Genomic DNA, 17,834 nt, shown 5'->3' with positions numbered 1-17,834 from the left:
CCAAAGGCCCCCCAGGCCACGGGCGGACCCCTCACCCCACCGCGAACAGCACCCCCAGCGCCACCGCCCCCACCACTACCGGCACGACGATCTCGTACGCCCACCGCACCGTCACGTCCCCCTGGGACTCCGCGGCCTCGCGCCGCGCCTCCCACAGCTCACGCAACTCGTCCATGACCTTGTCGGCCTCGGCCCGCACCGGCCCGTCGGCCCCCACGGCGTCGGCCCGGGACCCGAACTGCCCCACACCACCGAGCACACCCCGCCTGCGCCCACCACCGAGACCACCGGCGCCACCGGCCACCCGCCGGTCCTCCTGCCGCGCGGCCTTCTTGCGTCCGCGCAGCGAGACGGGGATGGACCAGAGCTGGTACTTGGCGCCGCCCTCGGCGAAGACCTCGTTGGTGTACGCGGACCGGAACGACTCGACCCGCGCCCAGGGGAGCACGATCACGCGGAACGGATTGCGCACCCGCATCCGGTCGTCGTTCGCGAAGACCGCGGGCCGCACGGTGTAGGCGGCGACGAGCGGCACCAGGAAGACCAGCGCCGCCAGCGCCTTCCAGCGGGTGTCCCCCTCGCCCGAGACCAGGGCGTCGATGCCCAGCCACAGCGCGAGGGCGAGTACCAGCACGCCGCCGGAGATACCCGCGGGCGAGCGGTAGGCCCGGTCCTTGGACACGGGTCCCGGCGGCTGCGGCGAGGATGACTGGGGCTCCGGCGTGCTCATGCTGCCGATTGTGCCCGACGGCCCGCCCGACGCTCACATGCGGTGCCGGTACATCGGACGAGCCCGGGGGACTGTACAGACCGCTACGCGCGTAGATATGCTCACCTGGTGACCATGCCCACCACTGCACCCGCCGCGAACGGATCCGCACAGGGCCCCGTGAACGGACCCGCTCAAGGATTCGCCGACGTCACCGCGTCCGACAGCACCCTGCGCCGCTTCCTCCACGGACTGCCCGGCGTAGACACGGTCGGCCTGGAGGCGCGCGCCGCCTCCCTCGGCACCCGTTCCATCAAGACCACCGCGAAGGCGTACGCCCTCGACCTCGCCATCTCGATGGTCGACCTGACGACGCTGGAAGGCGCGGACACCCCGGGCAAGGTCCGGGCGCTCGGCGCGAAGGCGGTCCGCCCCGACCCGACCGACCGCACGGCCCCCGCCACCGCTGCCGTCTGCGTGTACCCCGACATGGTGCCCACGGCCAGGGAAGCCGTCGCCGGTTCCGGCGTGAAGGTCGCCTCGGTGGCCACGGCGTTCCCGGCCGGCCGCGCCTCGCTGGCCGTCAAGCTGGCCGACGTGCGCGAGGCCGTGACGGCGGGCGCGGACGAGGTCGACATGGTCATCGACCGGGGCGCGTTCCTCGCCGGGCACTACATGAAGGTGTACGACGAGATCACCGCCGTACGCGAGGCCTGCGGAACGGCCGCGCGCCTGAAGGTCATCTTCGAGACCGGCGAGCTGTCGACGTACGACAACATCCGCCGCGCCAGCTGGCTCGGCATGCTGGCCGGGGCGGACTTCATCAAGACGTCCACCGGCAAGGTCGCGGTCAACGCCACGCCCGCCAACACCCTCCTGATGCTGGAGGCGGTCCGCGACTTCCGCGCCCAGACCGGCGTCCAGGTGGGCGTGAAGCCGGCCGGCGGCATCCGCACCGCGAAGGACGCGATCAAGTTCCTGGTCCTGGTCAACGAGACGGCGGGCGCGGACTGGCTGGACAACCACTGGTTCCGCTTCGGCGCCTCCTCGCTCCTGAACGACCTGTTGATGCAGCGCCAGAAGCTGGCCACCGGCCGTTACAGCGGCCCCGACTACGTGACGGTGGACTGATCACCATGGCACCCGCATTCGAGTACGCACCGGCGCCGGAGTCGCGCACGGTCGTCGACATCGCCCCCTCCTACGGCCTGTTCATCGACGGCGAGTTCACCGAGGCGGCCGACGGCAAGGTCTTCAAGACGGTCTCCCCCGCCACCGAGGAGGTCCTCTCCGAGGTCGCCGAGGCAGGCGAGGCGGACGTCGACCGCGCCGTGAAGGCCGCCCGCAAGGCCTTCGAGAAGTGGTCGGCGCTGCCCGGCGCGGAGCGCGCGAAGTACCTCTTCCGCATCGCCCGCCTCATCCAGGAGCGCAGCCGCGAGCTGGCCGTCCTGGAGACCCTGGACAACGGCAAGCCGATCAGGGAGACCCGCGACGCGGACCTCCCCCTGGTGGCGGCGCACTTCTTCTACTACGCGGGCTGGGCCGACAAGCTCGACCACGCCGGTTACGGCGCCAACCCCCGCCCCCTGGGCGTGGCGGGCCAGGTCATCCCCTGGAACTTCCCGCTCCTGATGCTGGCGTGGAAGATCGCCCCGGCCCTGGCCACCGGCAACACGGTGGTCCTGAAGCCCGCCGAGACGACCCCTCTCTCCGCCCTGTTCTTCGCGGACATCTGCCGCCAGGCCGGGCTCCCCAGGGGCGTCGTCAACATCATCACCGGTGACGGCCGCGCCGGAGCGGCGCTGACCGCCCACCCCGACGTGAACAAGGTCGCCTTCACCGGCTCCACGGCCGTCGGCAAGCAGATCGCGCGCACGGTGGCGGGCACCCGCAAGAAGCTCACCCTGGAGCTGGGCGGCAAGGGCGCCAACATCGTCTTCGACGACGCCCCGATCGACCAGGCCGTCGAGGGCATCGTCAACGGCATCTTCTTCAACCAGGGCCAGGTCTGCTGCGCGGGCTCCCGCCTCCTGGTGCAGGAGTCGATCCACGACGAGCTGCTCGACTCCCTCAAGCGGCGGCTCACCACCCTGCGCCTGGGCGACCCCCTGGACAAGAACACGGACATCGGCGCGATCAACTCCGCCGAGCAGCTGGCCCGTATCACCGCCCTCGCGGACCAGGGCGAGGCGGAGGGCGCCGAACGCTGGTCCCCGGCCTGTGAACTTCCCTCCTCCGGCTACTGGTTCGCCCCGACGCTCTTCACGAACGTCACCCAGGCGCACACGGTCGCCCGCGACGAGATCTTCGGCCCGGTCCTGTCCGTCCTCACCTTCCGCACGCCGGACGAGGCGGTCGCCAAGGCCAACAACACCCCGTACGGCCTGTCGGCGGGCATCTGGACGGAGAAGGGCTCGCGCATCCTGGCGGTCGCGAACAAGCTCCGCGCGGGTGTGATCTGGTCCAACACGTTCAACAAGTTCGACCCGACGTCGCCGTTCGGCGGCTACAAGGAGTCGGGCTTCGGCCGCGAGGGCGGCCGCCACGGCCTGGAGGCGTACCTCGATGTCTGAGCGACTCAGCGTGCTGAAGACCTACAAGCTGTACGTCGGCGGGAAGTTCCCGCGTTCCGAGAGCGGCCGGGTGTACGAGGTGACGACGCAGACATCAGCCGCTGACGCGGCGGGGAAGCAGAACTGGCTGGCGAACGCCCCCCTCTCCTCCCGCAAGGACGCCCGGGACGCGGTGGTCGCCGCGCGCAAGGCGTTCGGCGGCTGGTCGGGCGCCACGGCGTACAACCGCGGCCAGATCCTCTACCGGATCGCCGAGATGCTGGAGGGCCGCCGCGACCAGTACGTGGCGGAGGTCGCCGACGCCGAGGGCCTGTCGAAGTCGAAGGCGGCGGCGCAGGTGGACGCCGCGATCGACCGCTGGGTCTGGTACGCGGGCTGGACCGACAAGATCGCCCAGGTGGTCGGCGGCGGCAACCCGGTCGCGGGCCCCTTCTTCAACCTCTCCTCCCCGGAACCGACGGGCGTCGTGGCCGTCCTGGCCCCGCAGAAGTCGTCCTTCCTCGGCCTGGTCTCGGTCGTCGCCCCCGTCATCGCCACCGGCAACACGGCGGTCGTGATCGCGAGCGAGAAGTCCCCGCTGCCGGCCCTCTCCCTCGGCGAGGTCCTGGCCACCTCCGACCTCCCCGGCGGCGTGGTCAACATCCTCTCCGGCCGTACGGCCGAGATCGCCACCCCGCTCGCCGCCCACCAGGACGTCAACGCCATCGACCTCGCGGGCGCCGACGAGACGCTGGCGAAGGAGCTGGAGATCGCGGCGGCGGACAACCTCAAGCGCGTCCTGCGTCCACAGCCTGTGGACGACGCCGACTGGTCGGCGTCCCCGGGCACCGACCGCATGACGGCGTTCCTGGAGACCAAGACGGTCTGGCATCCGACGGGCGCGCTGGGCGCGTCGGGTTCGTCGTACTGACCGACTCCACCGTCACTCGGCGCCGACGCCGACGGGCCGCGGCTCCTCTCCGTCCGGAGGAGCCGCGGCTCTCACGCGTCCGAGCACGGCCTCAGCTCCGGCCTGCTCGGCGCGGTCTTCCGTCCCGTCAGCGGGGACAGGTCCTTCATGTACATCTCCGACCACTCCTTGCCCGCCAGGATCTCCTGGAGCCCCGAGCACACCTTGCTCTTCAGGAGAGGGTCGTCCTTCCGCATCGCCACCCCGTAGGGCTCCGTGCCCGCGCCGCTGGGCAGCAGTTTCAGATGCGCCGGATCGTTCTGGGCGTACCCGGCGAGCAGAACGTCGTCCGAGGCGACCGCGTACACGCTCGAGCGCTTGTCCAGCAGTCTTTCCACGCACTCCTTGTAGGTGTCGGGCTGCCACTTCCCCGTGGTGTAGCCGTCCTCCTGCAACTTGTCCGCGTACGTGGAGTCCCGCGCCGTGCACACCTCGACCTGGTTCCGCTTCACGTCGACGGCTTCGTCCAGGTCGTATTTCTCGGAGTTCTTGCGCACCAGGAGGCTGCTGCCCGCCTTGTAGTAGGGGCCGACGAAGTTGATGCCGTCCCGCTTCTCGCGGGCGGGCGTCATGCTGTACGAGGCGATGACCAGGTCCACTTCGCCGTTCTTCAGCTTGCTGGCCCGGTTGGCCGTGGTCACCCCGTAGAAGTCCACCGCTTCCTTGCCGTAGCCCAGTTTTTGGGCGAGGGCGTAGGCGATGTCGATGTCGAACCCGCTCCACACCCCGGTGTCCTTGTCGTAGAAGCTCAGCCCGGGCTGATCCTCCTTGGCACCGATCGTCAGCCTTTTCCTGGCGCTCTGCCACTGCTCCCACGCCTGCTCCGCGTCACCCCCGGCGGACCCTCCTGCCTGCTGCCCGGAGGCGTCGTCCCGCTCGCCTCCGGAGTCGCCCCGCGAGACGAGCCAGCCTCCACCGGCCAGCAGTACGACACATGCCGCGGCCGCCGCCACCTTCCAGCCCCGGAACCGGCCGCGCCGCTCACGCGACGCCGACGACGCCCCCGAAGGCGCCGTTCCGGAAGGCACGGCTCCGGAAGCCGCAGTTCCGGAAAGGACGGCTTCGGAAGGGACGGGTTCGGGGGAGGACGCGGCGGGCGGCGTGGGCCGGGTCGTGGGCGGTTGGGCGGGTGTGGCGGCCCGCGCGGCGGTCGGCGTGCCCGAGCCCGCGAGGACTTCCTGGAGCATCGCCTCCGCCGAGGCCGCGTCCAGGCGCCTGTCCGGGTCCACGGCCAACAGCCCCTGGATGACGGGGCCCAGGGGCCCCGCGTACCGGAGCACGGGGTCGGGCGACTGCTGGATGTTCGCCTGCACCTCCCAGACCTCGTTGCCCCCGAAGGGCAGGTGGCCCTCGACCATCTCGTACAGAGTGACGCCCAGCGCCCACAGGTCGGAGGCGGGTGTGGGGCCGGGGGTGGCGGGGGCGAAGAGTTCTGGCGCCAGGTAGGGGGGTGTGCCGATGACTCCGCCGTACCGGGTGACCCGGTCCGCGCCCTCGAAGGTCGCGATGCCGAAGTCCACCAGCACCACCTGGCCGCTGTCCCGCACCAGCACGTTGCCCGGCTTGACGTCGCGGTGCAGGACCGACGCCTCGTGGACCGCCCGCAGGCCCTGGGCCATCCCCAGGGCGACGGCCGCCGCCCTGGGCACGCCGAGCACCCCGTCACGGCTCAACACGTCGGCCAGCGAACGCCCTTCCAGCAGCTTCATCACGATCCAGACCTGGTCGGCGGTCTCGATCTGGTCGTGGACCGTCACCACGTTCTGGTGCTCGATCTTGGCGAGCGCCTCCGCCTCGCGACGGGCCCGCTGCATCGCCGCCTTCTGCGTGTCCGGGGTCATGGCCCTGCGGTCGAGGAGCCCCTTCACGGCGACGAACCGGCGCAGCCGCCGGTCGTGGGCCTTCCAGACCTCGCCCATGCCGCCGCTGCCGATGGGCTCCAGCAGCTCGTAACGGCCCTCGATCACGGTGTGCGGGACGGAAGGACCGTCGTGGGAGGGACTCCTCGTGACCCGTCGGTCCTCGGGCTGCCCGTCGGTGCCGCCGTCAGCCCCGTTGAATCCGTCGTCGTTGTGCACCCGGCCCCCTTGCACGTCGTGCGCGAAACGTGGATCACCCCAGATTAGACGGCCGCACCGGGGAATCCGCGTGACAAAGGTCCGGGCAGAGCGCGCGCAGCCGGGCCGCGACCTCCTTCTCGGAGGATCGCGGCCCGGCGCGCGGACCGCGTCAGCGCAGCAGTTCCGTCGCCTGCCCCACCACCGGCACGCTGCCCAGCGACTGGGCCTGGGCGACCGGCCCGGTGAGCGCCGTCGAGGTCAGCGGCTGGAAGTCGGCGACTTTCGTGCCGACGCCGTTGTCCAGCGGGTCGACTCCGGTGCCGGCCAGCGGGTTCGGCTTGAGGTCGGCGACCGGGCCGGTGACGTAGCCGACGATGCCGGTCACCGCCTGGACGCCCGCCTGCGGGTCGATGTTTCCCAGCGAGGTGGGGCGGGTGTGGGCCAGGCCGGCGATCGTCTCGCCGCTGTCCGCGGAAGCCGTCGCCGCTCCTGCCGCCAGGGCGGCCCCGGCAGTCGCGAGGGCGACCAGGGCGCGCTGGGCGTGCGGGGTGCGGGGGGACGCGTGTCGGGCCATCGGTGCTGCCACCTCTTGGTGTGGATTGCTACGGACTGCCCTGATAACAGTGCGGACCGTGATCAGGTCACCGCGCAGCGCAGCCGAGATGTGACGCGTGCTGCAAAGTCCACCCGCGGGGTCGTACGGCGGCCGTTCGATGCCTCAGACTGGTGTCCCGTGAGCTCCCATCCGCCCATACCGACGCGAGTCGTGCTGCTCTGCGGCCCCTCCGGCTCCGGCAAGTCCCTCCTCGCCGCGCACTCCGGTCTCCCGGTGCTGCGCCTCGACGACTTCTACAAGGAGGGCACCGACCCGACGCTGCCGACGGTCCCGCTCAGTTCCGACATCGACTGGGACCACGCGGCGTCGTGGGACGCGGACGCGGCGGTCGCCGCCATCGGGGAGCTGTGCCGCACGGGGCGTACCGGCGTGCCCGTCTACGACATCTCGCTCAGTGCCCGCACCGGCGAGACGACGGTCGACATCGGCCGGACGCCGCTGTTCCTCGCGGAGGGCATCTTCGCCGCGGAACTGGTGGACCGCTGCCGGGAGCTGGGCGTGCTGGCCGACGCACTGTGTCTGAGCCGGGGTCCGCTGACGACCTTCCGCCGCCGGTTCCTGCGGGATCTGCGCGAGGGCCGCAAGTCCGTGCCGTTCCTGCTGCGCAGGGGCTGGCGACTGATGCGGCAGGAGCGGTCGGTCATCGCCCGGCAGACGGCCCTGGGCGCCCACGCCTGCGACCGGGACGAGGCGATGGGCCGACTGGCGGCCGCGGCGGCGGGCCGGTGCGTCACCAGCCGTACGGCCGCATAACGCCCCCTCGCCCCTCGCCCCTTCGAACACGCAGAAGCGGGACTGGACAGACCCCCCGGCCCTCCAGTCCCGCTCCCTTTCCGCTCCCCCGTGGATCCCCCGTGATCCCCGTCCCCCGTGTCCCCCGTTGTTCCCCCGTGGTGCTTCCCCGTGAGTAAGAGCCCGGTCCCCTCCCCCTGATACACCCCGGCTCGAAACTTTTTTCACGGGGCCCCGCCCCCTCGGGCCGGTCGACCCGGCCCGTACCTTCAGGCGACCAGTTCGCCGAAGGCGTCCTCCTGGTCACGGCCGAAGCTGAGGACCTCGTCCTCGCGCAGCCGACGCAGCGAGCGCCAGATGCTGGACTTCACCGTGCCGACACTGATGTCGAGGATGTCCGCGATCTCCGGGTCCGTACGGCCCTCGTAGTAGCGCAGGACCAGCATGGTGCGCTGGAGCTCGGGCAGCCGGGCCAGCGCCTGCCACAGGACCGTGCGCAGCTCGGTGCCGCGCATCGCGTCCATGTCGCCGGGCGTCTCCGGCAGTTCCTCGGTCGGGTACTCGTTGAGCTTGCGGCGCCGCCAGGCGCTGATGTGCAGGTTGGTCATGGTGCGGCGGAGGTATCCGCCGACCGCCGCCTTGTCGCTGATCCGGTCCCACGCCCGGTAGGTCGAGAACAGCGCGCTCTGCAGCAGGTCCTCGGCCTCGAAGCGGTCGCCGGTGAGGTGGTAGGCCGTTGCGTACAGGGAGGAGCGGCGTTCCTGGACGTAGGCGGTGAACTCCGCCTCCGACAGGGAACGACGCTCCCCCCGGTCCCCCGTGTTCCCCGTTTCCCCCTGGTTCGCGTCAACCACCGTCATGTACGCGGTGTGCTGACGCCCGGTGCCGCGAGCGCACCCCCGCCCGCTCACAGCACCGGACTTCTCGGAACCCCGGTGTGCGTGCACGTCGTGCAGACGCGTGACCACTGCGCTGGTGTTGGTGCCCTTCAGCGTGTTCATCTCGCGCCCCCCGTCGTGGACTGCCGGTTGCTTGTGTCGAAAAGCTTGCCGCGGTGACTTCATGGCCGTGTCCGCCGACTGTCACAGAGCTGTCACAGGGGTCCGTCACGTCTGCGGCACCCTTCCTTCACAGGGTCCGGCGGCGTCTTGGGGCCCCAACCTCACCCACAGGTCGAACACCCACCCCCTCATGGGCCAGAATGAGCGCGTGCCTTCCCTGTTGCTGATCGAGGACGACGACGCCATCCGTACGGCCCTGGAGCTCTCCCTGACCCGCCAGGGCCACCGGGTGGCCACCGCTGCCAGTGGTGAGGACGGTCTGAAGCTGTTGCGCGAGCAGCGGCCGGACCTGATCGTGCTGGACGTGATGCTGCCCGGCATCGACGGTTTCGAGGTGTGCCGCCGCATCCGGCGCACCGACCAGCTGCCGATCATCCTGCTGACCGCGCGCAACGACGACATCGACGTGGTCGTCGGTCTCGAGTCGGGCGCCGACGACTACGTCGTCAAACCCGTCCAGGGCCGGGTGCTCGACGCCCGGATCCGGGCCGTGCTGCGGCGCGGGGAGCGGGAGTCCACCGACTCGGCGAGCTTCGGCGGCCTGGTCATCGACCGTTCCGCGATGACCGTGACGAAGAACGGCGAGGACCTCCAGCTGACGCCGACCGAGCTGCGGCTGCTCCTCGAACTGAGCCGGCGGCCGGGACAGGCGCTGTCGAGGCAGCAGTTGCTGCGGCTGGTGTGGGAGCACGACTACCTCGGTGACTCCCGGCTGGTGGACGCGTGCGTGCAGCGGCTGCGCGCCAAGGTCGAGGACGTGCCGTCGTCCCCGACCCTGATCCGTACCGTGCGCGGTGTCGGCTACCGGCTGGATCCGCCTCAGTGACACGGGAACACCAGGGGGGTACTCGCGGCCTGGCCGCGGCGCGCAAGGGTTTCTGGTCCGGGCTGCGCTTCACCAGCCTGCGCCTGAGGCTGGTCCTCGTCTTCGGCCTGGTCGCGCTCACCGCCGCCGTGTCCGCGTCCGGCATCGCGTATTGGCTGAACCGGGAGGCGGTGCTGACCCGCACCCAGGACGCCGTGCTGCGCGACTTCGAGCAGGAGATGCAGAACCGGGCGGGCGCGCTGCCCGAGCACCCCACGCAGGACGAGTTGCAGCACACCGCGGGGCAGATGGCCAACAGCAGCCAGCGGTTCGGCGTGCTGCTGGTCGCCGAGGACGCCGACGGCGGCGCCGTGTACGGCAGTTCGGGCGGCCTGGGCGGCTTCGCGCTGTCCGACGTGCCCGAGTCGCTGCGCACGGCGGTGAACAAGGAGCAGAAGGTCACCTCGGCCAACAAGCACCCGTACCACCTGTACTGGCAGCGGATCACCGACGACGACACCCCGTACCTGGTGGCCGGCACGAGGGTGATCGGCGGCGGTCCGACCGGCTACATGTTCAAGTCGCTGGAACCGGAGGCCAAGGACCTGAACTCGCTCGCCTGGTCGCTGGGGATCGCCACCGCGCTCGCCCTGCTCGGTTCCGCGCTGCTGGCGCAGGCCCTGGCGACGACCGTGCTGAAGCCCGTGCAACGGCTCGGGGTCGCGGCGCGCCGCTTGGGCGAGGGGAAGCTGGACACCCGGCTGCGCGTGTCCGGCACCGACGAACTGGCCGATCTGTCCCGGACGTTCAACAGCGCCGCCGAGAACCTGGAGAAGCGGGTCGCGGACATGGCCGGCCGCGAGCAGGCCTCCCGGCGCTTCGTCGCGGACATGAGCCATGAGCTGCGTACGCCGCTGACGGCGCTCACCGCGGTGACGGAGGTGCTGGAGGAGGAGCTGGAGTTCGCCGGCGAGGGCGAGGGCGGGAGTTTCGACCCGATGGTCGAGCCCGCCGTACGGCTGGTGGTGAGCGAGACGCGGCGGCTGAACGACCTGGTGGAGAACCTGATGGAGGTCACCCGCTTCGACGCGGGCACCGCCCGCCTGGTCCTGGACGACGTGGACGTCGCCGACCAGATCACCGCCTGCATCGACGCCCGGGCCTGGCTGGACGCCGTCGAGCTGGAGGCCGAGCGCGGCATCCACGCCCGGCTCGACCCGCGCCGCCTGGACGTCATCCTGGCCAACCTGATCGGCAACGCGCTCAAGCACGGCGGGTCGCCGGTGCGGGTGTCCGTGGCGCGGGCGGACGACGAGGTCGTCATCCGGGTGCGGGACAACGGCCCCGGCATCCCCGAGGACGTCCTGCCGCACGTCTTCGACCGTTTCTACAAGGCGAGTGCCTCCCGGCCGCGCTCCGAGGGCAGCGGCCTCGGCCTGTCCATCGCCCTGGAGAACGCGCACATCCACGGCGGCGGGATCACCGCCGAGAACGCCCCTGAGGGCGGCGCGGTGTTCACGCTGCGGCTGCCGCAGGACCCGTCCCCGCCCGCCGACGAGGAGGCCGAGGACACGGCGGGGGCCGCGGGCGACGGGAGCAAGGGCAAGGACGCGAAGGGACAGGTCTGATGACCGTACGCCGGCTGCCGGCCCTCTCCGGGCTCCTGGTACTGGCCGTGCTGCTGACCGGGTGCGGCATCCGCGCCACCGAGGTGCCCACGGACTACGGCCCGGCGCCCTCGCGGGTGCGCTGCTCACTCGCCGAGCCGGACGCGTCGGCGCGGACCACGCCCGGTCTGCCCGCGCAGGTGTTCCTGCTGTGCGGTTCGTCGCTGGTGGCGGTGGACCGCACGGTGCGGGTGCCGGACGACGCCGCGGACTCCGGGCGGCGCGTGCTGGTGGCCCAGGGGCTGCTGGACGAGCTGGCGGCACAGCCGTCGGCCGCGGAGAAGGAGGCCGGGTACACCTCGGACGTGCACCGCGGGATCACCGTGACGGGACCGCGCTCCGGCGATCCCGAGGACACGCTGCGGCTGAGCACCGGCCCCGACGACCTCACCTCGTACGCCCTCGCGCAGGTCGTGTGCACCTTCTCCGACTCGGCCGCGGCCGAGGGCGACGGCTCGGTGATCCTGGCCGGCCCCGCCGACCGGTCCGCCCGCCGCTACTCCTGCACGGACGAGGTCCGGGCCCGTCCCGGCAGCAACGAACCGCCGGCCGACGAGGTCACGGACGGCTGACGGAGGGCCTCGCGCCCTGCCCCAAGGGCCATGTGGCGCAAGCCTCACCCTTGCGTGTAGGAGCCCGGAACCGCGCACGGCGCAGGGCGCGTCTAGGGGGACGTGCAGCGTCATGGGTTCCTCGGCGGCAGCGCCGCGCTCCGCATCCGTGTGACAGGAAGCGTTCTCCTGGTCGCACATCTCGCGTTCGTCGCCTGGTACGCGCTGCGGCCGCTGGACGTGCCCTGGGTGCTGCCCCCGAACGTGCGGCCCTTCGCCGGGATCCGCGCCGACCTGGCGCTGGGCGGGCCCGCGGCGGCTCGTTCGCTGGGCGGGGCGCTGATCCTGCTGGCACCGCTCGGCGTGCTGCTGCCGATGGCCGGCGGGCGGCTGCACGTCTCGCCGCTGGCGTCCCTGCTGCGCACCACGGCCGCGGCCGCCCTGCTGTCGGTGGGCATCGAGCTGTTGCAGACCGGGGTGCCCGGTCAGGTCGTCGACATCGACTCGGTGCTGCTGAACACGGTGGGTGTGGCCCTGGCGCACCTCGCCGTGGTCCCGGTGGGCCGGGCCCGGATCCGTCGCTGGTACCGGCGGGCCGGGCGGGAGGACGTCCCCCAGGAGGAGACCGCTCAGGGTCGGACCCCGACGATTCCCAGGGTCGGTATCGCCCCGTAGAGCGACGCTTTGTACCGTTCGTCTCCGTAGCGTGGAGGGCAGATGAAGGGGAAGCCGAAGGGCGGCCCCACCCACACGCTCACGAAGGAGCCGCGATGTCCCGCCTCGCCCGCCCCACCCACGGCCGCATGATCGGCGGAGTGTGCGCCGCGCTGGCCCGGCGCTTCGGCACCTCCAACGGCACGATGCGGGTGATCTTCGTGGTCTCCTGCCTGCTGCCCGGCCCGCAGTTCCTGCTCTACCTGGCCCTGTGGATCCTGCTCCCGTCCGAGGAGAAGGCCGCCCGCACGGCCTGGTGAGGCGCCTACCTCCCCTCTGGTACGCCGACGGGGCGCACCCGGTGAGACCGGGTGCGCCCCGTCGGCGCGTGGGCGGGAGGCGGGTCAGCCGCCCAGCGGAAGGCCGTTGACCGGCAGGCCCTGGGTGGGCAGCCCCTTCAGCGGCACTCCGCCGAGCAGCTTGGCGACCGGCTCGGTGGGGCCCTCGGCGAGCTGCTCGGCGACCACCTGCTCGACGACCGGCTGCGCGGCGGTCAGGCCGGTGTGGGAGACCTTGCGGCCCTGCTCCAGCGCGTTGCCCGCGCCGGGCGCCACCTGGGAGACGGTCTCCGCGGGGAGGGTGCGGACGACGGAGTCCACCGTCTGCGCGGTGTCGGGCAGCTCCGGGGCCGCGGTGGCCGCACCCGCGCCGGCGGCGGCGAAGGCGGCACCGAGGGCGGCGACGCCGAGGGTCTTGGCAGCAGACTGCTTCATGGAAATGCGTCCTCGTGATGGGGTGACGGGGATGTGAGCGGTGCTCGACCGTAAACACGCTTCACCCCCGGCGGCAAACATCGAAATGCGGACGGATGGTGAATGCCCGCCCGCGTTTCCGTATTACCGTATCCCCGCACTCACTCCTCGGATTCCGAAGAACCGCTGGTCGAAGCCGTCTGCTGGAACAGCCATTCGGACTTCAGCTCCGCATATCCGGGCTTGATGACGTCATTGATCATGGCCAGTCGTTCATCGAAAGGAATGAACGCTGATTTCATCGCATTGACGGAGAACCACTGCATGTCGTCGAGCGTGTAACCGAACGCCTCGACCAGGTGCTCGAATTCCCGGCTCATGCTGGTGTGGGACATCAGCCGGTTGTCGGTGTTGACGGTGGCCCGGAAGTGCAGTCGGCGCAGCAGCCCGATGGGGTGCTCGGCGTAGGAGTCGGCGGCACCGGTCTGGAGGTTGGAGCTGGGGCACAGCTCCAGCGGGATCCGCTTGTCCCGGACGTAGGAGGCGAGCTGTCCGAGCTTGACCGAGCCGTCCTCGTGGACCTGGATGTCGTCGATGATGCGCACCCCGTGCCCGAGCCGGTCGGCGCCGCACCACTGCAGGGCCTGCCAGATGGACGGCAGCCCGAACGCCTCACCGGCGTGGATGGTGAAGTGGTTGTTCTCCCGCTTCAGGTACTCGAAGGCGTCCAGGTGCCGGGTGGGCGGGTAGCCGGCCTCGGCGCCGGCGATGTCGAAGCCGACGACGCCGAGATCGCGGTAGCGGTTGGCGAGTTCGGCGATCTCCAGGGAGCGGGCGGCGTGCCGCATGGCGGTGAGCAGGGCGCCGACCCGGATGCGGTGGCCGTTCTCCCGGGCGCGCTGCTCGCCCTCCCGGAAGCCCTCGTTGACGGCCTCGACGACCTCTTCGAGGGTCAGCCCCTTCTCCAGGTGCTGCTCGGGCGCGTACCGCACCTCGGCGTAGACGACGCCGTCCTCGGCGAGGTCCTGCGCGCACTCGGCGGCGACCCGGACCAGGGCGTCGCGGGTCTGCATGACGCCGACGGTGTGGGAGAAGGTCTCCAGGTACCGCTCCAGGGACCCGGAGTCGGCGGCCTGCCGGAACCAGGTGCCGAGCTGGTCGGCGTCGGTCTCGGGGAGGTCCGGATAGCCGGTCTCACGGGCGAGTTCGACGACCGTGCCGGGACGCAGCCCGCCGTCGAGGTGGTCGTGCAGCAGGACCTTGGGCGCCCGGCGGATGTGGTCCGGCGACGGTGTCCTGGAGACCTTCGCGGTGCTCGCCGCGGCGCTCTTCTCGGTGCTTCGGCTCGTCATTTCCGCACTCTAACTCCTACGCGCGTAGAACGCTGGGCGAACGCCCGGACCCGATGCGGTGTACGGACTCCCCGATATGTAACGGTGACTGCGCGGACGGGTTCCGTACACCCGGACTTCTGAGAATCTTCTGCCATGGCACAGCAAGCGACGCCGGTCCGTCGGGCCCGGCTGGGGCGGACGCTCGGTCCGGAGGGGGCGGCGGTGAGCGGTGTGGTGCTGCTGCTCCCCGAGGGCGACGAGGTGTCCGACCGCAGGCCCTCCGCGCTGCTCGCGGCCGCTTCCGTACGCGCGTTGGGGCGCAGGCTGGCACGGGCGGGCCGGGAGGAGGGGCTGGCCACGCATGTCGTGCACTACCGCTACCGCGGCTGGAACGGCGCCGAGGCGCACCTCGCCCGGGACGCCGAATGGGCCGCCGCCGAGGCCGTACGGCGCTACGGGGACGTGCCCGTCTGCCTGGTCGGCGTCGGCATGGGCGCACGGGCGGCGCTGCGGGCGGCCGGGCACGAGGCCGTCAACTCGGCGCTGGCGATCGCCCCGTGGCTGCCGGAGGACGACGTGGCCGCGCCACCCGAACCGGTGAAGCAGCTCGCCGGACGCCAGGTGCTGATCGTGCACGGCACCAACGACGGGCGCAGCGACCCGGAGTTGTCGTTCCGGCTCGCCTCCCGGGCGAAGAAGGCGAACCGCGCGGTGTGCCGGTTCGAGGTGCACTCCGACGGTCACGGGCTGCGCCAGTACCGGGACGAAGTCGCGGCGCTGGCCGAGGACTTCGTGCTGGGTGTGCTGTTCGGGCAGTCCTTCTCGCGTCCGGTGGAGGACGCCCTGGCCGCTCCCCCGCCCCTGGGGCTGCGGATGCCGCTGGCGGCGGGGTTCGGGAAGTCGCTGCGGCGTTAGCGCACGCTTCCCGTCGCGAGGTTCAGGAGGGCAGCAGGCCGCCTCGCCTCGACAGCAGGAACTTCTTGAACGCCGCCACGGGTGGTGTGTCGGTGCGGCCCGCCAGCCAGGCCACGCCGATCTCGCGGGCGGCGCGCGGGGCGGTGACCGTCAGTTCGACCACGCCGGGGCGGGGCACGGCGGGCGGTGGCAGCAGGGCGACGCCGAGCCCGGCCGCGACCAGGCCGCGCAGCGTCTCCGCCTCCTCTCCCTCGAAGGCCACCTTGGGCCGGAAACCGGCCTCCTTGCACAGGGCGTCGGTGATGCGGCGCAGTCCGTAGCCGGGCTCCAGGGTCACGAAGTTCTCGTCGGCCGCCTCGGCGAGGCGGATCCGCCTGCGGCCGGCCAGGGCATGGTCGGCCGGAACGACCAGGCGCAGCTTCTGCTCGTCGAGGCGGCGGGCGACCAGGTCGGGCGCGTCGGGCACCGGGGAGGTCAGGCACAGGTCCAGCTCCCCCGCGCGCAGCCGCTCCAGCATGGCCTCGCCGTAGTTCTGCACGAGGCTGAAGCGGACGCGGGGGTGGTCGGCGCGGAAGGCGTGCAGCAGGCCGGGGACGGTCTCGGCGCCCATGGTGTGCAGGAAGCCGAAGGCGACCTTGCCGGTGGCCGGGTCGGCGTCGGCGCGGACCTCGTCGGCGGCGCGCTCGACCTCGGCGAGGGCGCGTTCGACGGAGCCGAGGAAGGTGCGCCCGGCGACGGTCAGCGCGAGGGTGCGGCCGCGGCGTACGAACAGGTCGACGCCGAGGTCCTGCTCCAGGCGGACGAGGGCGCGGGAGAGGGTCGACTGGGGGACGTTCATCTCCTGGGCGGCCCGGGTGACGTGCTCGGTGCGGGCGACGCCGGCGAAGTGCGCGAGGCGGGGCGCGAGCAGCGCGACGATGTCTTCTGTGTCACTGGACGGTGACAGGCGGGGCCGTGAGCTTTGCTGATGCACCATGGGAACGATTATGGCCATTCCATGCATTGGACGGATGAGTAAGGGGCTTCGTACCTTCGTGGCATGACTCCCGCCGATACCGGGGCGTCCACGGTCGTGGACGCCGCATCCGCCGCCTCCGCGGTCCCCGACGCCTCCGACTCGCGCATGACGCCGGGCGGCCCCGGTTACCGCCGGATGAGTCTCGCCCTCTTCCTCGCGGGCGTCGCGACCTTCGCGCTCCTCTACTCCACCCAGGCCCTGCTGCCGCTGATCTCGGACGGCTTCGGCGTCACGGCGAGCGACGCGAGCTGGACGGTGGCCGCCGCGACCGGTGGCCTCGCGGTGTTCGTGCTGCCGATGAGCGCGCTGTCGGAGCGGTTCGGGCGGCGCACGGTCATGACGGCGTCGCTGGCGGTCGCGGTGACCGTCGGGCTGCTGGTGCCCTTCGCCCCGTCGCTGCCTGCGCTGGTCGCGCTGCGGGCGGTGCAGGGCGCGGCGCTGGCCGGGCTGCCGGCCTCGGCGACGGCGTACCTCGCGGAGGAGGTGCGGCCGCGGGCGCTGGTCACCGCGATCGGCCTGTTCGTGGCGGGCAACAGCGTCGGCGGAATGAGCGGCCGGGTCATCACCGGCTGGGTCGCCCAGGAGTGGGGCTGGCGGGTCGCCGTCGGGGTGATCGGCCTCGTCGCGGTGGCGTGCGCGGTGGCCTTCCGGCTGCTGCTCCCGGCGCCGAAGCACTTCACACCGGGCTCGCTGCGACCCCGCGTCCTGGTCCGCACGGTCCGCGATCACCTCGCCAACCCGCTGCTGCGGCGCCTGTACGCGATCGGCGCCCTCTTCATGACGGTGTTCGGCGGCGTCTACACGGTGATCGGCTACCGCCTGGCCCAGGCGCCCTTCTCCCTCCCCCAGGGCCTGATCGGCTCGATCTTCCTGGTCTACCTGGTCGGTACGGTCTCGGCCTCGACGGCGGGCCGTCTGGTGGGCCGCCTCGGCCGCCGCGGGGCGCTCTACCTGGGCGCGGGGACGACGGCGGCGGGCCTGCTGCTGTCCCTGGCGCCGTCGCTGCCGCTGGTCCTACTGGGTCTGGTGCTGATCACGGCGGGCTTCTTCGCGGGGCACGCGGTGGCCTCCTCGGCGGTCGGCAAGACCGCCCAGCACGGCCGCGCCCAGGCCTCGGCGCTCTACCAGTCCGCCTACTACGTGGGCTCCAGCGCGGGCAGCACGGTCGGCGCGGTGGCCTTCCACTCCGGCGGCTGGGCCGGAACGGTCGGGGTGGGGGTGCTCGCGGTACTGGGCGTCGTGGTGATCACGGTCTCCGGGTCGCTGGCCGCCCGCCGCCGGGCCGGCGACGCCCCGGTGCGGACGCCGAGCCTGTCCCGCTGAGGATTCCGCCCCCTCTCCGACCTGCGCTTTCATTGACTGCACAGGCCATTGTCAGTCCCCTGCGGTAGCTTCCGAAGTGCGAGGCGCGAAGACGCGCACGACGGGACGCCACAGG

Annotated in this window: 18 protein-coding genes; 11 read left to right on the top strand and 7 right to left on the bottom strand. The window is 71.9% G+C overall.

Annotated elements, in window-relative coordinates:
• Nucleotides 1–31: 31 nt before the first annotated feature.
• Entirely contained in the window at nt 32–730 is a 699-nt protein-coding gene (locus ACGH52_RS24035; protein ID WP_210975905.1) for a PH domain-containing protein, read from the bottom strand.
• A 114-nt stretch (nt 731–844) separates the two neighbouring features.
• Here ACGH52_RS24035 and deoC point away from each other — a divergent pair, with 114 nt between their 5' ends.
• From deoC to ACGH52_RS24020, 3 genes are read left to right on the top strand one after another with little or no spacing between them, the layout of a single operon-like run.
• Nucleotides 845–1,840, top strand: a complete 996-nt coding sequence (gene deoC / locus ACGH52_RS24030; protein ID WP_059302237.1) for a deoxyribose-phosphate aldolase — start codon at nt 845–847, stop codon at nt 1,838–1,840.
• A gap of 5 nt (nt 1,841–1,845) precedes the next feature.
• Complete coding sequence (locus ACGH52_RS24025; RefSeq protein WP_123625922.1) at nt 1,846–3,282, top strand: aldehyde dehydrogenase family protein; 1,437 nt, start codon at nt 1,846–1,848, stop codon at nt 3,280–3,282.
• Nucleotides 3,275–4,192, top strand: coding sequence for an aldehyde dehydrogenase family protein (locus ACGH52_RS24020; RefSeq protein ID WP_399942218.1), 918 nt, complete (start codon nt 3,275–3,277; stop codon nt 4,190–4,192). The genes ACGH52_RS24025 and ACGH52_RS24020 overlap by 8 nt, the downstream gene beginning before the upstream one ends.
• Nucleotides 4,193–4,263: 71 nt before the next feature.
• Here ACGH52_RS24020 and ACGH52_RS24015 read toward each other — a convergent pair whose 3' ends face one another.
• Both ACGH52_RS24015 and ACGH52_RS24010 read right to left on the bottom strand, forming a co-directional pair.
• Nucleotides 4,264–6,309, bottom strand: coding sequence for a bifunctional serine/threonine-protein kinase/glutamate ABC transporter substrate-binding protein (locus tag ACGH52_RS24015; protein ID WP_399942215.1), 2,046 nt, complete (start codon nt 6,307–6,309; stop codon nt 4,264–4,266).
• A 151-nt stretch (nt 6,310–6,460) separates the two neighbouring features.
• Complete coding sequence (locus ACGH52_RS24010; protein ID WP_059302194.1) at nt 6,461–6,865, bottom strand: hypothetical protein; 405 nt, start codon at nt 6,863–6,865, stop codon at nt 6,461–6,463.
• Between the two features lie 192 nt (nt 6,866–7,057).
• On the opposite strand from ACGH52_RS24010, the gene ACGH52_RS24005 reads away from it, so the two are divergent.
• A complete protein-coding gene (locus ACGH52_RS24005; RefSeq protein ID WP_059302195.1) occupies nt 7,058–7,660 on the top strand; it encodes a hypothetical protein in 603 nt (200 codons plus the stop codon).
• A 248-nt stretch (nt 7,661–7,908) separates the two neighbouring features.
• On the opposite strand, the gene ACGH52_RS24000 is transcribed toward ACGH52_RS24005, so the two are convergent.
• A complete protein-coding gene (locus ACGH52_RS24000) occupies nt 7,909–8,640 on the bottom strand; it encodes a SigE family RNA polymerase sigma factor (protein ID WP_059302196.1) in 732 nt (243 codons plus the stop codon).
• Nucleotides 8,641–8,848: 208 nt separating this feature from the next.
• Between ACGH52_RS24000 and afsQ1 the strand changes: the two genes are divergently transcribed.
• The 5 genes from afsQ1 (at nt 8,849) to ACGH52_RS23975 (ending at nt 12,697) form a co-directional block, all read left to right on the top strand.
• Nucleotides 8,849–9,526, top strand: a complete 678-nt coding sequence (gene afsQ1, locus ACGH52_RS23995) for a two-component system response regulator AfsQ1 (protein WP_055418182.1) — start codon at nt 8,849–8,851, stop codon at nt 9,524–9,526.
• Nucleotides 9,523–11,133: an ATP-binding protein gene (locus tag ACGH52_RS23990; protein WP_399942211.1), complete on the top strand. Its 1,611-nt coding sequence runs from the start codon at nt 9,523–9,525 to the stop codon at nt 11,131–11,133. The genes afsQ1 and ACGH52_RS23990 overlap by 4 nt, the downstream gene beginning before the upstream one ends.
• The gene (locus tag ACGH52_RS23985; protein ID WP_399942208.1) at nt 11,133–11,744 is read left to right on the top strand and encodes a hypothetical protein; all 612 of its coding nucleotides are present in this window, start codon (nt 11,133–11,135) and stop codon (nt 11,742–11,744) included. The genes ACGH52_RS23990 and ACGH52_RS23985 overlap by 1 nt, the downstream gene beginning before the upstream one ends.
• 102 nt (nt 11,745–11,846) lie before the next feature.
• Nucleotides 11,847–12,398 carry a VanZ family protein gene (locus ACGH52_RS23980; RefSeq protein WP_059302199.1) on the top strand — a complete coding sequence of 184 codons (552 nt, stop codon included), beginning with the start codon at nt 11,847–11,849 and terminating at the stop codon, nt 12,396–12,398.
• Nucleotides 12,399–12,493: 95 nt separating this feature from the next.
• Nucleotides 12,494–12,697, top strand: a complete 204-nt coding sequence (locus tag ACGH52_RS23975) for a PspC domain-containing protein (protein ID WP_059302200.1) — start codon at nt 12,494–12,496, stop codon at nt 12,695–12,697.
• A gap of 84 nt (nt 12,698–12,781) precedes the next feature.
• On the opposite strand, the gene ACGH52_RS23970 is transcribed toward ACGH52_RS23975, so the two are convergent.
• Together ACGH52_RS23970 and ACGH52_RS23965 are read right to left on the bottom strand one after the other, a co-directional pair.
• Entirely contained in the window at nt 12,782–13,150 is a 369-nt protein-coding gene (locus ACGH52_RS23970; RefSeq protein WP_059302201.1) for a hypothetical protein, read from the bottom strand.
• A gap of 140 nt (nt 13,151–13,290) precedes the next feature.
• Nucleotides 13,291–14,481: an adenosine deaminase gene (locus tag ACGH52_RS23965; RefSeq protein ID WP_399942204.1), complete on the bottom strand. Its 1,191-nt coding sequence runs from the start codon at nt 14,479–14,481 to the stop codon at nt 13,291–13,293.
• Between the two features lie 135 nt (nt 14,482–14,616).
• Between ACGH52_RS23965 and ACGH52_RS23960 the strand changes: the two genes are divergently transcribed.
• A complete protein-coding gene (locus ACGH52_RS23960; protein WP_076975967.1) occupies nt 14,617–15,378 on the top strand; it encodes an alpha/beta hydrolase in 762 nt (253 codons plus the stop codon).
• Between the two features lie 22 nt (nt 15,379–15,400).
• Here ACGH52_RS23960 and ACGH52_RS23955 read toward each other — a convergent pair whose 3' ends face one another.
• Nucleotides 15,401–16,354 carry a LysR family transcriptional regulator gene (locus ACGH52_RS23955; RefSeq protein WP_059302203.1) on the bottom strand — a complete coding sequence of 318 codons (954 nt, stop codon included), beginning with the start codon at nt 16,352–16,354 and terminating at the stop codon, nt 15,401–15,403.
• Between the two features lie 63 nt (nt 16,355–16,417).
• Between ACGH52_RS23955 and ACGH52_RS23950 the strand changes: the two genes are divergently transcribed.
• The gene (locus tag ACGH52_RS23950; RefSeq protein ID WP_121703838.1) at nt 16,418–17,719 is read left to right on the top strand and encodes an MFS transporter; all 1,302 of its coding nucleotides are present in this window, start codon (nt 16,418–16,420) and stop codon (nt 17,717–17,719) included.
• Nucleotides 17,720–17,834 lie beyond the last annotated feature (115 nt).

This window comes from Streptomyces sp. BBFR25 (genome assembly GCF_044590125.1).
Lineage (GTDB): Bacteria > Actinomycetota > Actinomycetes > Streptomycetales > Streptomycetaceae > Streptomyces > Streptomyces canus_D.
This window is presented reverse-complemented; position numbering and strand designations above follow the sequence as displayed.

Excerpts from the sequence above, each read along its gene's own strand:
- ACGH52_RS24035 (WP_210975905.1), bottom strand. The coding sequence starts at position 730 with ATGAGCACGCCGGAGCCCCAGTCATCCTCGCCGCAGCCGCCGGGACCC.
- deoC (WP_059302237.1), top strand. The coding sequence starts at position 845 with ATGCCCACCACTGCACCCGCCGCGAACGGATCCGCACAGGGCCCCGTG.
- ACGH52_RS24025 (WP_123625922.1), top strand. The coding sequence starts at position 1,846 with ATGGCACCCGCATTCGAGTACGCACCGGCGCCGGAGTCGCGCACGGTC.
- ACGH52_RS24020 (WP_399942218.1), top strand. The coding sequence starts at position 3,275 with ATGTCTGAGCGACTCAGCGTGCTGAAGACCTACAAGCTGTACGTCGGC.
- ACGH52_RS24010 (WP_059302194.1), bottom strand. The coding sequence starts at position 6,865 with ATGGCCCGACACGCGTCCCCCCGCACCCCGCACGCCCAGCGCGCCCTG.
- ACGH52_RS24000 (WP_059302196.1), bottom strand. The coding sequence starts at position 8,640 with ATGAACACGCTGAAGGGCACCAACACCAGCGCAGTGGTCACGCGTCTG.
- ACGH52_RS23985 (WP_399942208.1), top strand. The coding sequence starts at position 11,133 with ATGACCGTACGCCGGCTGCCGGCCCTCTCCGGGCTCCTGGTACTGGCC.
- ACGH52_RS23975 (WP_059302200.1), top strand. The coding sequence starts at position 12,494 with ATGTCCCGCCTCGCCCGCCCCACCCACGGCCGCATGATCGGCGGAGTG.
- ACGH52_RS23970 (WP_059302201.1), bottom strand. The coding sequence starts at position 13,150 with ATGAAGCAGTCTGCTGCCAAGACCCTCGGCGTCGCCGCCCTCGGTGCC.
- ACGH52_RS23965 (WP_399942204.1), bottom strand. The coding sequence starts at position 14,481 with ATGACGAGCCGAAGCACCGAGAAGAGCGCCGCGGCGAGCACCGCGAAG.
- ACGH52_RS23960 (WP_076975967.1), top strand. The coding sequence starts at position 14,617 with ATGGCACAGCAAGCGACGCCGGTCCGTCGGGCCCGGCTGGGGCGGACG.
- ACGH52_RS23955 (WP_059302203.1), bottom strand. The coding sequence starts at position 16,354 with ATGGTGCATCAGCAAAGCTCACGGCCCCGCCTGTCACCGTCCAGTGAC.
- ACGH52_RS23950 (WP_121703838.1), top strand. The coding sequence starts at position 16,418 with ATGACTCCCGCCGATACCGGGGCGTCCACGGTCGTGGACGCCGCATCC.